12 protein-coding genes are annotated in these 13352 nt (G+C 62.9%); 6 read left to right on the top strand and 6 right to left on the bottom strand.

What is annotated here, in order from left to right; all coding sequences use genetic code 11:
• Positions 1 to 36: 36 nt before the first annotated feature.
• Positions 37 to 189 carry a DUF3309 family protein gene (locus H7995_RS24730; RefSeq protein WP_166591341.1) on the bottom strand — a complete coding sequence of 51 codons (153 nt, stop codon included), beginning with the start codon at positions 187 to 189 and terminating at the stop codon, positions 37 to 39.
• A 287-nt stretch (positions 190 to 476) separates the two neighbouring features.
• Between H7995_RS24730 and H7995_RS24725 the strand changes: the two genes are divergently transcribed.
• The 3 genes from H7995_RS24725 to csrA all read left to right on the top strand — a co-directional run bounded on the left by H7995_RS24725 (position 477) and on the right by csrA (position 2017).
• Positions 477 to 1292 (top strand): SDR family oxidoreductase, encoded by an 816-nt coding sequence (locus H7995_RS24725; RefSeq protein ID WP_166591342.1) that lies wholly within the window; start codon positions 477 to 479, stop codon positions 1290 to 1292.
• Between the two features lie 65 nt (positions 1293 to 1357).
• On the top strand, positions 1358 to 1690 hold the full coding sequence (locus tag H7995_RS24720) for a YnfA family protein (RefSeq protein WP_166591343.1): 333 nt from the start codon (positions 1358 to 1360) through the stop codon (positions 1688 to 1690).
• 141 nt (positions 1691 to 1831) lie between these two features.
• Positions 1832 to 2017, top strand: a complete 186-nt coding sequence (gene csrA, locus H7995_RS24715; RefSeq protein WP_166591344.1) for a carbon storage regulator CsrA — start codon at positions 1832 to 1834, stop codon at positions 2015 to 2017.
• 3 nt (positions 2018 to 2020) lie between these two features.
• Here csrA and H7995_RS24710 read toward each other — a convergent pair whose 3' ends face one another.
• The 5 genes from H7995_RS24710 to mnmC form a co-directional block, all read right to left on the bottom strand.
• Positions 2021 to 2248, bottom strand: a complete 228-nt coding sequence (locus H7995_RS24710) for a YheU family protein (RefSeq protein ID WP_095168255.1) — start codon at positions 2246 to 2248, stop codon at positions 2021 to 2023.
• 73 nt (positions 2249 to 2321) lie between these two features.
• Complete coding sequence (locus H7995_RS24705; protein WP_166591345.1) at positions 2322 to 3509, bottom strand: osmoprotectant NAGGN system M42 family peptidase; 1188 nt, start codon at positions 3507 to 3509, stop codon at positions 2322 to 2324.
• Between the two features lie 69 nt (positions 3510 to 3578).
• A complete protein-coding gene (gene ngg / locus H7995_RS24700; RefSeq protein WP_185819058.1) occupies positions 3579 to 5309 on the bottom strand; it encodes an N-acetylglutaminylglutamine synthetase in 1731 nt (576 codons plus the stop codon).
• 3 nt (positions 5310 to 5312) lie between these two features.
• On the bottom strand, positions 5313 to 7085 hold the full coding sequence (locus tag H7995_RS24695) for an N-acetylglutaminylglutamine amidotransferase (protein WP_185819057.1): 1773 nt from the start codon (positions 7083 to 7085) through the stop codon (positions 5313 to 5315).
• Between the two features lie 135 nt (positions 7086 to 7220).
• Positions 7221 to 9203, bottom strand: coding sequence for a bifunctional tRNA (5-methylaminomethyl-2-thiouridine)(34)-methyltransferase MnmC2/FAD-dependent 5-carboxymethylaminomethyl-2-thiouridine(34) oxidoreductase MnmC1 (mnmC, locus tag H7995_RS24690; RefSeq protein ID WP_185819056.1), 1983 nt, complete (start codon positions 9201 to 9203; stop codon positions 7221 to 7223).
• A gap of 139 nt (positions 9204 to 9342) precedes the next feature.
• On the opposite strand from mnmC, the gene pap reads away from it, so the two are divergent.
• The 3 genes from pap to H7995_RS24675 all read left to right on the top strand — a co-directional run bounded on the left by pap (position 9343) and on the right by H7995_RS24675 (position 13279).
• On the top strand, positions 9343 to 10854 hold the full coding sequence (pap, locus tag H7995_RS24685; protein ID WP_166591349.1) for a polyphosphate:AMP phosphotransferase: 1512 nt from the start codon (positions 9343 to 9345) through the stop codon (positions 10852 to 10854).
• A 167-nt stretch (positions 10855 to 11021) separates the two neighbouring features.
• Positions 11022 to 12206 (top strand): thiolase family protein, encoded by a 1185-nt coding sequence (locus H7995_RS24680; RefSeq protein WP_182341645.1) that lies wholly within the window; start codon positions 11022 to 11024, stop codon positions 12204 to 12206.
• 110 nt (positions 12207 to 12316) lie between these two features.
• Positions 12317 to 13279 (top strand): DMT family transporter, encoded by a 963-nt coding sequence (locus tag H7995_RS24675; RefSeq protein WP_166591351.1) that lies wholly within the window; start codon positions 12317 to 12319, stop codon positions 13277 to 13279.
• Positions 13280 to 13352: the final 73 nt, after the last annotated feature.

The following is a 13352-nucleotide window of genomic DNA, read 5'->3' as shown; positions in this document are numbered from 1 at the left end:
CGTTCGGGCCTCTTTTTTTTGCCTGTAAGTTGTGCCTCAGATCCTGCCGAGCAGTAGCAATACCAGCAATACCACGACCACTACGCCAATCACCCCGGATGGCCCATAGCCCCAACTTTTGGAGTGGGGGAATACCGGCAGACCACCGATCAACAGCAAAATCAGAATAACCAGAAGAATCGTGCCCATGTCGAATTCCTTATTGGAGAGTTATTGAACGACGCATTGGTTGAATAACAGGCCCGACTGCAGTAACTCCGAGCGGCTTACTGTTTCCGACTGTGGCGGGCGCGAGAAAATTCAATGTTTCTTTATTGCTATTGGCTTGCCGGCTTATTTCCTTTATCACCCCCCCGCGAGGGCGCGGCGCTGTGGTTGGGTTTGCCTGGGGCATTCAGCGCTTTGATGGTCATGGGTGTAGGAAATTCCTTCGCTACACTGCGAGCATCTTTCCCAGAACAACAAGGCAACTTCCTATGCAAAATCGCATGATGATCACTGGCGCCGGGTCCGGCCTGGGTCGCGAAATCGCCCTGCGCTGGGCGCGTGAAGGTTGGCAGTTGGCCTTGTCGGACGTCAGTGAACCCGGCCTGCAGGAAACCCTCAAGCTGGTTCGCGAAGCCGGCGGCGACGGCTTTGTGCAGCGCTGTGATGTGCGCGACTACAGCCAGTTGACGGCCTTTGCCCAAGCCTGTGAGGTCAAGTTCGGTGGCATCGACGTGATCGTCAACAACGCCGGGGTCGCCTCCGGTGGCTTCTTCAGCGAGCTGTCGCTGGAAGACTGGGATTGGCAGATTGCGATCAACCTGATGGGCGTGGTCAAGGGCTGCAAGGCCTTCCTGCCGCTCCTGGAGCAAAGCAAGGGCAAGATCATCAACATCGCGTCGATGGCGGCACTGATGCAGGGGCCGGCCATGAGCAACTACAACGTGGCCAAGGCCGGTGTGGTGGCACTGTCCGAGAGCCTGCTGATCGAATTGGCGCAGCAGGAGATCGGCGTGCACGTGGTCTGCCCGTCGTTCTTCCAGACCAACCTGCTCGATTCATTCCGTGGCCCGACCCCGGCCATGAAGGCCCAGGTCGGCAAGTTGCTGGAAAGCTCGCCGATCACCGCCAGCGATATCGCCGACTACATCTACCAGCACGTTGCGGCGGGCGAGTTCATGATCCTGCCCCATGAACAGGGGCGCATGGCCTGGGCGTTGAAGCAGAAGAACCCGCAATTGCTCTACAACGAAATGACCGTCATGGCCGACAAGATGCGCGCCAAGACCCGGCAGAACGCCGGCTGAACTTGCGGCTTGGGGGCACGATGGTTAGGGTTGCCGCATTCTGGCAACCCTGACGAGATGTGCCCATGCTCAATTACCTGTGGTTCTTCCTCGCGGCGCTGTTTGAAATCGCCGGTTGCTACGCCTTCTGGATGTGGCTGCGCCAGGGCAAAAGCGCCTGGTGGATGGTCCCGGCGCTGCTCAGCCTGACGCTGTTTGCCCTGCTGTTGACCAAGGTCGAGGCGACCTATGCCGGGCGTGCCTATGCCGCTTACGGCGGGATCTACATCGTGGCCTCGATCGCCTGGCTGGGCCTGGTCGAGCGGGTTCGCCCGCTGAGTTCGGACTGGTTGGGAGTGGCCCTGTGCGTGCTCGGGGCGAGCATTATTCTGTTTGGCCCACGCTTTACCTCGTCCTGAGTCAATTGGCGGGTACTGCAGGGGAAGTCTGTAGGGTAAATCGATCTGGCGTGTAGGAGCGGGCTGTTTTCCTGGCGCTGTCTTGAAGGTCCGGCGTTCGCCGGCCATCTTCAGGGCTCGGTAATCTCAAGGACCAGAGCCATGCTTGTACTCAGCCGCGTTGTCGGTGAATTGATCTCCATTGGCGACACCATCACGGTGCGTGTTCTCGACATCAGCGGTGGCAACGTGCGGTTCGGCGTTGAAGCCCCGCGGCACGTCAATGTCCACCGTTGTGAAGTCTACGAACGCATCCAGTCCAAGCGCCTGCGGGACAGGCGCGACTGAGGCTCAGTCGAACAGGTGCTTGGGCACATCGTGCTTGAGCATCAGTTGGCATTGCTCGCTCTCGGGGTCGAAGACGATCAGGGCCTGGCCTTTGCTCAGGGCATTGCGCACCCGTAGCACTCGGGTCTGCAGCGGCGTGTCGTCGCCGTTGTCGGTGCCGTCGCGGGTGACGAAGTCTTCGATCAGGCGGGTCAGGGTGTCGACTTCAAGTTGGTCGTGGGGAATCAGCATGGTTACCTCGGTCATCAATGCGCCGATCCTACGGCGCTTCAAGCAGCAGGACCAGTGCAAAGTCACCCAAATCCTAGGACGAACGTTGTCCTACCAGGCTGTCCACCGAGGGCACGCGGGTATCGCTTTCCATTTGTGCATCGTGTTCCAGCTGATGACTGAAGCGATCCAGTGAACCTTTGGCCGGTTGGGCGTCGCTGGCAAACACCGGCGGGCTGAGGATGTAGGCCCCCAGCAATCGGCTCAACGCGGCGAGGCTGTCGATGTGGGTGCGCTCGTAGCCGTGGGTGGCGTCGCAACCGAATGCCAGCAGGGCGGTGCGGATGTCATGGCCGGCGGTGACGGCCGAGTGGGCGTCGCTGAAGTAATAGCGGAACAGGTCACGGCGCACCGGCAATTCGTGCTCGCTGGCCAGCCGCAACAGGTGGCGCGAGAGGTGGTAGTCGTAAGGCCCCCCGGAATCCTGCATCGCCACGCTTACCGCGTGCTCGCTGGAGTGCTGGCCCGGGGCGACCGGCGCAATGTCGATGCCGACAAACTCACTGACATCCCAGGGCAATGCCGCCGCCGCGCCACTGCCGGTTTCCTCGGTGATGGTGAACAGCGGATGACAGTCGATCATCAAGGGTTCGCCGCTGTCGACAATGGCTTTGAGTGCGGCCAGCAGCGCGGCCACCCCGGCCTTGTCGTCCAGGTGCCGGGCGCTGATGTGGCCGCTCTCGGTGAATTCCGGCAAGGGATCGAAGGCGACAAAATCGCCGATGCTCACGCCCAGCGAATCGCAATCGGCCCGGGTGGCGCAGTAGGCGTCAAGGCGCAACTCGACGTGGTCCCAGCTGACCGGCAGTTCATCGACCGCGGTGTTGAACGCATGCCCTGAGGCCATTAACGGCAGCACGCTGCCACGGATCACGCCATTGTCGGTGAACAGGCTGACGCGGCTGCCTTCGGCAAAACGACTGGACCAGCAGCCCACCGGGGCGAGGGTCAGGCGGCCGTTGTCTTTTACCGCGCGCACGCTGGCACCGATGGTGTCCAGGTGGGCGGAGACGGCGCGATCGGGGCTGTTTTTCTGGCCCTTGAGGGTGGCGCGGATGGTGCCACGGCGGGTCAGCTCAAAGGGGATGCCCAGCTCTTCAAGACGCTCGGCGACGTAGCGCACGATGGTATCGGTGAAGCCAGTCGGGCTGGGAATAGCGAGCATTTCCAGGAGGACTTTCTGCAGGTAGGCGAGATCGGGCTCGGGAATCTTGCGGGTCATGGGAATTCCTTGAAGTGGGCGTACGGCGAGCGGCAAGCGCGGTCTGTCGTGGCTTGCCGCTCGCGGCGTTCAGCTATGGGGAAACAACAGATCCACAAACCGCTCGGCCACCGGTTGTGGTTCATGGTTGGCCAGCCCGGCACGTTCGTTGGCTTCAATGAACACGTAGTCCGGCTGATCGGCGGCCGGCACCATCAGGTCCAGGCCCACCACCGGGATATCCAGTGCCCGCGCCGCGCGCACGGCAGCATCGACCAGGGTGGGATGCAGCACCTCGGTGACATCTTCCAGGGTGCCGCCGGTGTGCAGGTTGGCCGTACGCCGCACACACAGGCGCTCGCCTGCGGGCAGGATGCTGCTGTAGGTGTAACCGGCGGCTTGCAGCGTGCGCTCGGTTTCGTGGTCCAGGGGGATTTTGCTTTCGCCGTCGGTGGCGGCCTGCCGGCGCCGGCTCTGGGCCTGGATCAAGGCGTCGATCGTATGCTGGCCATCGCCGATGATTTGCGCCGGACGGCGGATGGCGGCCGCCACCACCTCGAAGCCGATCACCAGAATGCGCAGGTCCAGGCCTTGGTGGAAACTTTCCAGCAACACCCGGGAGTCGAAGCAGCGGGCGTCGTCGATGGCCTGTTGCAGCTCGTCGATGCTTTGCAGATCCACCGCCACGCCTTGGCCCTGTTCACCGTCCAGGGGTTTGACCACCACCCGTTGGTGTTCGTCGAGAAACGCCAGGTTGTCGTCGGCGTTGCCCGCCAGTTGCTGGGCCGGCAGATTCAGCCCGGCCGCCTTGAGCACTTTGTGGGTCAGGCTCTTGTCCTGGCACAGGCTCATGCTGATGGCACTGGTCAGGTCGCTGAGGGATTCCCGGCAGCGCACCCGGCGTCCGCCATGGCTGAGGGTGAACATGCCGGCCTGGGCATCGTCGACTTGCACATCGATGCCGCGCCGATGGGCTTCATCGACGATGATCCGCGCATAGGGATTGAACTCGGCCTGGGGACCGGGGCCGAGAAACAGTGCCTGATTGATGCCGTTCTTGCGCTTGATGGCGAAGGTGGACAGCGTGCGGAACCCCAGCTTGGTGTAGAGCTGCTTGGCCTGACGGTTGTCGTGCAGTACCGAGAGGTCGAGGTAGCTCAGGCCACGGCTCATGAAGTGTTCGATCAAGTGGCGTACCAGCACTTCGCCAACCCCGGGCCGTGTGCACTGCGGGTCGACCGCCAGGCACCACAGGCTGCTACCGTGTTCCGGGTCCGCAAAGGCCTTGTCATGGTTGAGGCCCATGACGCTACCGATCACCGCGCCGCCGTCTTCATCTTCGGCCAGCCAGTAGACCGGGCCACCTTGATGCCGGGGCGTCAGGCGCTGCGGATCGATGGGCAGCATGGAGCGGGCCAGGTACAACTGGTTGATGGCCTGCCAGTCGGCGTCGCTTTGTGCCCGGCGGATGCGAAACCCGCGAAAGACCCGGGTCGCCTGGCGGTAGTCGCTGAACCACAGGCGCAGGGTGTCGGAAGGGTCGAGAAACAGCTGGGCCGGCTCCAGCCCCAACACTTGCTGGGGCGCGGCCACGTACAGCGCAATGTCACGCTCGCCCGGTTCTTCATGGGCCAGTTCCCCGGCCAGGCTCGCCGCGTCGGGGAAGGTATGGCCGATCAGCAAGCGGCCCCAGCCGCAATGCACGGCAATCGGTTCGCCAGCGTCGCTGCCGTCTTCGGCGAAGCGCGCTTGCAGACGCTCATAGGACGGTGCCTGGCCGCGCAGCAAGCGCTGGTTCAACGCTGTGGCGTAAGGTTTCATCAGTCAGATTCCTTGTTCGCTGAGCCACAGGTTCAGCGCTGCCAGTTGCCACAGCTTGGAGCCGCGCAATGGGGTCAACTGTCCTTGCGGGTCGGTCAGCAGGCGGTCGAGCATGGCCGGCTTGAACAGGCCGCGGTCCTGGCTCGGATCCAGCAGCAGTTCGCGCACCCAGTCCAGGGTCGCGCCTTGCAAATGCTTGAGGCCGGGGACCGGGAAATAACCTTTCTTGCGGTCGATCACCTCACTGGGGATCACCAGGCGCGCGGCCTCCTTGAGCACCTGCTTGCCGCCGTCCGGCAGTTTGAATTTCCCCGGGACCCGCGCCGACAATTCCACCAGGCGGTAGTCGAGAAACGGCGTGCGCGCCTCCAGGCCCCAGGCCATGGTCATGTTATCCACACGCTTGACCGGGTCGTCGACCAGCATCACCGTGCTGTCCAGGCGCAGCGCTTTATCCACAGGCGCGACGGCGCCGGGCTGGGCGAAATGGGTTCGGACAAAGTCGCCGGCGGCATCATGGTCGGTCAGCCATTGCGGTTGCACGGTGGCGGCGTAGTCGTCGTAGCTGCGGTCGAAGAAGGCCTCGCGATAGGCGGTATAGGGGTCGCTGGCGCCATCGACCTGCGGGTACCAGTGGTAACCGGCAAACAGTTCATCCGCACCCTGGCCGCTTTGCACCACTTTGCAGTGCTTGGCCACTTCCCGGGACAGCAGGTAAAAGGCGATGCAGTCGTGGCTGACCATCGGCTCGCTCATCGCGCGGAACGCGGCGGGCAGTTGTTCGATGATTTCCTTCTCGTCGATGCGCAGTTGGTGATGGCGGGTGCCATAGTGCCTGGCGATCAGGTCCGAGTACTGGAACTCGTCGCCCCGTTCGCCGCCCGCGTCCTGAAAACCGATGGAGAAGGTCGACAGGTCCTGCACGCCCACTTCGCGCAGCAGTCCCACCAGCAGGCTGGAGTCGACGCCGCCGGACAGCAGCACGCCAACATCCACCGCCGCGCGCTGACGAATCGCCACCGCCTCGCGGGTGCTCTGCAGCACCCGGTCGCGCCAGTCTTCCAGGGTCAGGTTCTGTTCATCGGCACGGGGGCCGTAGGGCAGCGTCCACCAGGTGTGCTGTTCGGTGCTGCCGTCAGCCTCGATGCGCATCCAGGTCGCCGGCGGCAGTTTCTCGATGCCTGCCAGCAAGGTGCGGGGGGCCGGGACCACGGCGTGGAAGTTGAGGTAGTGATTGAGCGCCACCGGGTCGAGGATCGGGTTGATGTCGCCGCCCTTGAGCAGGGCTGGCAAGGTCGAGGCGAAGCGCAGGCGCTGGCCGGTGCGCGACAGGTACAGGGGTTTCACGCCGAGGCGGTCGCGGGCGATGAACAGGCGTTGGCTGTCGCGCTCCCAGATGGCGAAGGCAAACATGCCGTTGAGCTTAGGAAGCAGGTCGGCGCCCCAGGCGTGATAGCCCTTGAGCAGCACTTCGGTGTCGCCGCCGGAATAGAAGGCATAACCCAGGCTTTCCAGCTCGGTGCGCAATTCGGGGAAGTTATAGATCGCGCCGTTGAAGGCCAGGGACAGGCCCAGTTGACTGTCGACCATCGGCTGCGCCGAGCCGTCCGACAGGTCCATGATTTTCAGTCGCCGATGGCCCAGGGCGATCGGCCCCTGACTGTGAAAACCCCAGGCGTCGGGGCCACGAGGCGCCAGGTGATGGGTGATTCGCTCGATGGCGGCCAGGTCGGCCGGTTGATGATCAAAACGTAACTCGCCAGCTAATCCGCACATAAATTCCTTACCGGTTTTTCCGTTGGGGAGGGCAATCTCAAACCCGCCAGAAGTGGCGGGTACTCAGAAACTGACCTAATGCGGTGCTGTGAGTTTTAGATCAATCGGTTATAAGCAGAAGTTGCCTGACGGGCTTCAGGCTTTGCCGCGAATCAACTGGCGCAAGGCAAATCGATTGGGGTGGCAGGCTTCGGCGACGCTGCGGGGCAGGGGCAGCGGTTCATTTTCCAGCCAGGCGGCGAGCAGTTCGCCGGACAGTGGTGCGGTGATCAGCCCCCGGGAACCATGGCCGCTATTGACGTATAGACCTTCGAGCCAAGGGCACGGAGTGTCCGGTACTTGTCGGGCGTCCTTGGCCAGCGCGCCATAGGCCTGGTTGAAGGCCTTGCTGTCGGCCAGCGGACCGACAATCGGCAGGTAGTCGGGGCTGGTGCAGCGAAAGGCTGCGCGTCCCTGGAGGTGCTCCGGGTCCAGTTCGGCAATGTGCAGGCGCTCGACCAGGTCGGGGGAGATGTCCTTGAGCATGTCCAGGTTGCCCAGGTGTTCGGCGGTGGTGGGCGTGAGGTCGTCGCTCTTGAAGTCGAAGCTGGCGCCCAGGGTGTGTTCGCCCAGGCGCGCCGGGGCGACGTAACCTTCGGCGCACACCACGGTGCTGAGGCTCTGGCTCTGTGGGGTTTGGGCCAAACGAGTGATCTGCCCGCGAATACGCTTGAGCGGCAAGTCGGCACTTTGCGCAAACTGCTTGATCTGCGCCGCGCCCGCCAGGATCACCACCGGCGCGCTGGCCAGCAGGGTCTCGCCGTCCCAGGCTTGCCAGAGCGGGCCGACCTTGCGCAACTGCAGCACTTCACGGTGGGCCAGCAGTTGCACCTGGGGGTGGGTCGCTTGCCAGCGGCACAAGGCGGGCGGGTGTACCCAGCCGCCTTCCGGGTAAAACAGCCCGCCGTGTTCCAGGTCGATGCCGGCGATGGCCTGGGCCTGGAGGCGATCCAGTGGATGCAGCAGATCGGTCGCAAAGGCCGCTGTCAGCTTGGCCTGGCGCTCGGCTTCCTTGGCATCGAATGCCAGTTGCAGGACCCCGCAATCATCCCAGTCATGACCGCGTTGCAAGTGTTCCAGCAGGCGCCGGGTATGGCCGAAGCCGCTGACGATCATTTGCGAAAGGGCGGTGCCGTGGGCCGACAATTTCAGGTACAGCACCCCTTGCGGATTGCCCGAGGCTTCCTGGGCCAGGTCGGCGTGCCGCTCCAGCAGGCTGACCTGCCAGCCACGTGCGGCGAGGCTGGCGGCACTGGCGCAACCGGCCAGGCCGGCGCCGATCACCAGTGCGTGGCGTTCGCTGGGGCGCTGCGGCGGACGGGCAAACCAGGTTTTGACGGCTGGCGGTGCCGGGGTCTCTGCGGGCCAGGCGACGAACGCCCCGCGCAGGATCTCCCATTTGTGGCCGATGCCCGGCGTGCGGCGCATCTTGAAGCCCGCGGCGTTGAGCAATCGCCGCACCCAGCCGGTGCTGGTGAAGGTACTGATGGTCGAGCCGGGGGCGGCCAGGCGTGCCAGCTCGGCGAACAGCTCGGCGGTCCACATCTCGGGATTCTTCGCCGGGGCAAAGCCGTCGAGAAACCAGGCATCGACCTGCGCGTCCAGTTGTGGCAACTGCTCCAGGGCGTCGCCAATCAGCAGCGTCAGCGTGACGCGGCCATGGTCCAGCACCAGGCGCTGGAAACCCTGGTGGATGGCCACGTACTGCGCCAGCAAGGGCTCGGCGAAGGACTTGAGTTCCGGCCACAGGGCCAGGGCTCGCTGCAGATCGGCAGGGCTCAGCGGGTATTTTTCGACGCTGATGAAATGCAGGCGCGCGCCAGCCACTGCCTGCTGTTCAAACAGTTGCCAGGCGCAGAGGAAATTCAGCCCGGTACCGAACCCCGTCTCGCCAATCACCAGTTTTTCGCCGGCGCTCAGGGCGGCGAAACGTTCGCTCAGGCGGTTTTGTTCGATGAATACATAGCGGGTTTCTTCCAGGCCCGATTGGTCGGAGAAATACACGTCATCGAACACCCGCGAGCGCGGGCGGCCTTGGTCGTCCCAGTCGAGCTGGGCGTGGGGCAATACAGGATTCATGGCGGGCTCAGCATTGGCAAGGCCGCCATTCTAGCGGATCAGGGCAACGGGAACTGATCTATGGCAGCTCTACGCGTTTTACCCACACAAACCGCCGGTCAATCCGCTAGGCTTGGGCCATCTTGGATGGGAGCCAGTCATGTTCGAATCTGCCGAAATCGGTCACGCGATCGATAAAGAAACCTACGAGGCCGAAGTACCGGCGCTGCGTGAAGCCTTGCTCGAAGCTCAGTTCGAGTTGCAGCAGCAGAACCGTTTTCCGGTGATTGTGCTGATCAACGGTATCGAAGGGGCCGGCAAGGGCGAGACGGTCAAATTGCTCAACGAGTGGATGGACCCGCGGCTGATTGAAGTGCGCACCTTCGACCAGCAAACCGATGAAGAGCTGGCGCGACCACCGGCCTGGCGCTATTGGCGCATGCTTCCGGCCAAGGGCCGTATGGGGGTGTTCTTCGGCAACTGGTACAGCCAGATGCTGCAAGGCCGGGTTCACGGCTTGTTCAAGGACGCGGTGCTGGACCAGGGGATCAATGGCGCGGAACGCCTGGAGAAAATGCTCTGCAACGAAGGCGCGCTGATCTTCAAGTTCTGGTTTCACCTGTCCAAGCAACAAATGAAGGCCCGCCTCAAGTTGCTGCAGGACGACCCGCTGCACAGCTGGCGCATCAGTCCCCTGGACTGGCAGCAATCCCAGACCTACGACAAGTTCGTGAAGTACGGCGAGCGGGTGATCCGCCGCACCAGCCGCGACTATGCACCCTGGCACATTATCGAAGGCGTCGACCCTCATTACCGCAGCCTGGCAGTGGGCAAGATCCTGCTCGCTGGCCTGCAGGCCGCCCTCAAGCGGCCCAATCTCAAGCCGGACAAGGTCAGCGCCGCGCCACTGACCACCAGTGTGGACCGGCTCGGGTTGTTGGATGCCTTGGACATGAGCCAGCAACTGACCAAGAAAGACTATGAAGAGCAACTGATTACCGAGCAGGCACGGCTGTCCGGCTTGCTGCGTGACAAACGCATGCGCAAGCACGCCTTGGTCGCGGTGTTCGAGGGCAATGATGCGGCGGGCAAGGGCGGGGCGATCCGGCGGGTGGCCGCGGCGCTCGATCCGCGGCAGTACAGCATCGTGCCGATTGCCGCACCGACTGAGGAAGAGCGTGCGCAACCTTATCTGTGGCGTTTCTGGCGGCACATTCCGGCGCGGGGCAAGTTCACCATCTTTGACCGGTCCTGGTATGGCCGGGTGTTGGTGGAGCGCATTGAAGGTTTCTGTACACCGGCTGACTGGATGCGGGCCTATGGCGAAATCAATGACTTCGAAGAGCAGATCGATGCGTCCAATGTGATCGTCGTGAAGTTCTGGCTGGCTATCGATAAGCAGACCCAGTTGGAGCGTTTCCAGGAGCGCGAGCAGATCCCCTTCAAGCGCTTCAAGATCACCGAGGACGATTGGCGTAACCGCGAAAAATGGGACGACTACCGTGCCGCCGTGGGCGATATGGTCGATCGCACCAGCACCGAGGTCTCGCCCTGGACCCTGGTGGAGGCCAACGACAAGCGCTGGGCCCGGGTCAAGGTGCTGCGCACCATCAACCGGGCGCTGGAAGCGGCGTTCGAAAAGTCCGACAAGCACGACAAGAAACGCAAGTAGGGGTAGGTCTCTGGCAAGTCGTAAGCGTCGTGTCAGGCTCCATTCATGTTGGTCGCGAGCGAGCACCATGGGTTTGCATACGCGGGGTGAATGATTGTCGCGGTCGGCAGGGCGGTGGATTTATCCTCGATTCACTCCCCTGAACGACAACAACAATGAGGTATGCCATGCGTGAAGTAGTGATCGTCGATAGCGTGCGAACCGGCCTGGCCAAGTCTTTCCGTGGCAAGTTCAACCAGACTCGCCCGGATGACATGGCGGCCCATTGCGTCAACGCGCTGCTGCAACGAAATGGTATCGACCCGGCCAGCGTCGAGGATTGCATCGTCGGCGCCGGCTCCAACGAAGGTGCCCAGGGCTTCAATATCGGGCGTAACGTGGCCGTGCTCTCGCGCCTGGGCACGGGCACCAGCGGCATGACGCTGAACCGCTTCTGTTCCTCGGGTCTGCAGGCGATTGCCATTGCGGCAAACCAGATCGCTTCGGGTTGCAGCGACATCATTGTCGCCGGTGGCGTCGAGTCCATCAGCCTGACCATGAAAAGCGTCAACACCGACAACCTGATCAACCCGTTGCTCAAGGAGCAGGTGCCCGGTATCTACTTCCCCATGGGCCAGACCGCGGAAATCGTTGCCCGTCGGTATCAGGTCAGCCGCGAAGAGCAGGACCGCTACGCCCTGCAAAGCCAGTTGCGTACCGCCCAGGCGCAGGCCGGCGGATTGTTCGACGATGAAATCGTGCCGATGGCGGTGAAGTACAAGGTCGAGGACAAGAACAGCGGCCAAGTGCAGATCCTCGAGGGCATCGTCGATCGTGATGACTGCAACCGTCCCGACACCACCTACGACAGCCTGGCCGGATTGAAGCCCGTGTTCGCCGAGGACGGCTCGGTGACGGCGGGCAACTCGTCGCAACTGTCCGACGGTGCTTCGATGACCCTGGTGATGAGCCTGGAAAAAGCCCTGCAACTGGGCCTCAAGCCCAAGGCGTTCTTCCGGGGTTTCACCGTGGCCGGTTGTGAGCCGGATGAGATGGGCATCGGCCCGGTGTTCTCGGTGCCCAAGCTGCTCAAGGCCAAGGGCCTGCAAGTCGCGGATATCGATCTGTGGGAACTCAACGAAGCCTTTGCCTCGCAATGCCTATACAGCCGTAACCGCCTGGACATCGACAACGAGAAGTACAACGTCAACGGCGGCTCGATCTCCATCGGCCACCCGTTCGGCATGACCGGCTCGCGCCAGGTCGGGCACCTGGTGCGCGAACTGCAGCGCCGCAACCTGCGCTACGGCGTTGTGACCATGTGCGTGGGCGGAGGCATGGGCGCTAGCGGGTTGTTCGAAGCGGTGCGTTGAGCGGACCGACCCATACAGTCGTGTTAGCGGCTAGTGCGCAACTGTCCCTGTGTGATGCCGGCGTGGAAGCCTAGAATGGGGTTTTCACGCCGTCTTGCTCTGGGGTTTGCATGCACATTTCGTCCGGTCGCTGGGTCTATGGTCTGTTCCTGGCCCTGTTGACCGCTTTTTTATGGGGCATTCTGCCGATCAAGCTCAAGCAGGTGCTGCTGGTGATGGACCCGGTCACGGTGACCTGGTTTCGCCTGCTGGTTTCCGGTGGGTGCCTGTTTGTCTACCTGGCGGCCACCCGGCGCCTGCCAAGCCATAAGTCCCTGGGGCCCAAAGGCGGCTGGCTGGTGCTGATGGCGGTGCTCGGGCTGGTGGGCAACTACGTGCTGTACCTCATGGGCCTGAATCTGTTGAGCCCCGGCACTGCGCAACTGGTGGTGCAGGTGGGCCCGATCCTGTTGCTGATCGGCAGTGTGTTCGTGTTCAAGGAGCGTTTCAGCCTGGGGCAGGGGATCGGCCTGCTGGTGCTGTTGCTCGGCTTCGGGCTGTTTTTCAATCAGCGCCTGGGCGAGTTGTTGACGTCCCTGAGTGACTACACCGCCGGGGTGCTCTTGATTCTGTTGGCCTCCACCGTGTGGACGTTCTATGCGCTGGGGCAAAAACAATTGCTGACGGTGTGGAATTCGCTGCAGGTGATGATGGTGATCTACCTGTTTTGCGCTCTGTTGCTCACGCCTTGGGTGCACCCTCTGGAGGCGCTGCAATTGAGCCCGCTGCAAGGCTGGCTGCTGCTGGCGTGCTGCCTCAATACCCTGGTTGCCTATGGTGCGTTTGCCGAGGCACTGGCCCATTGGGAAGCCTCGCGGGTCAGTGCGACGCTGGCGATCACGCCGTTGGTGACGTTTGCGGCGGTGGCGATGGCGGCCTGGTTATGGCCCGAGTATGTACAGGCCGAGCAGATCAATGGCCTGGCGTATGGCGGTGCGTTGCTGGTGGTGCTGGGTTCGGCGCTGGTGGCATTGGGGCCGTCGCTGATGGCCGGGCTCAGGGCGCGGCGGATGCGGGCAGCGGTCAGTCGGTAGAGCGCATTGTTGTTTATCGCGGACACGCCTTGCTCCTACCTGGGGCAAGGCGTACCCGGTGTTAGCGTGCTGG

This window comes from Pseudomonas kielensis (genome assembly GCF_014236655.1).
Classification (GTDB): domain Bacteria; phylum Pseudomonadota; class Gammaproteobacteria; order Pseudomonadales; family Pseudomonadaceae; genus Aquipseudomonas; species Aquipseudomonas kielensis.
The sequence above is the reverse complement of the archived record's forward strand: the minus strand, read 5'-3'. Positions and strand labels throughout refer to the sequence as shown.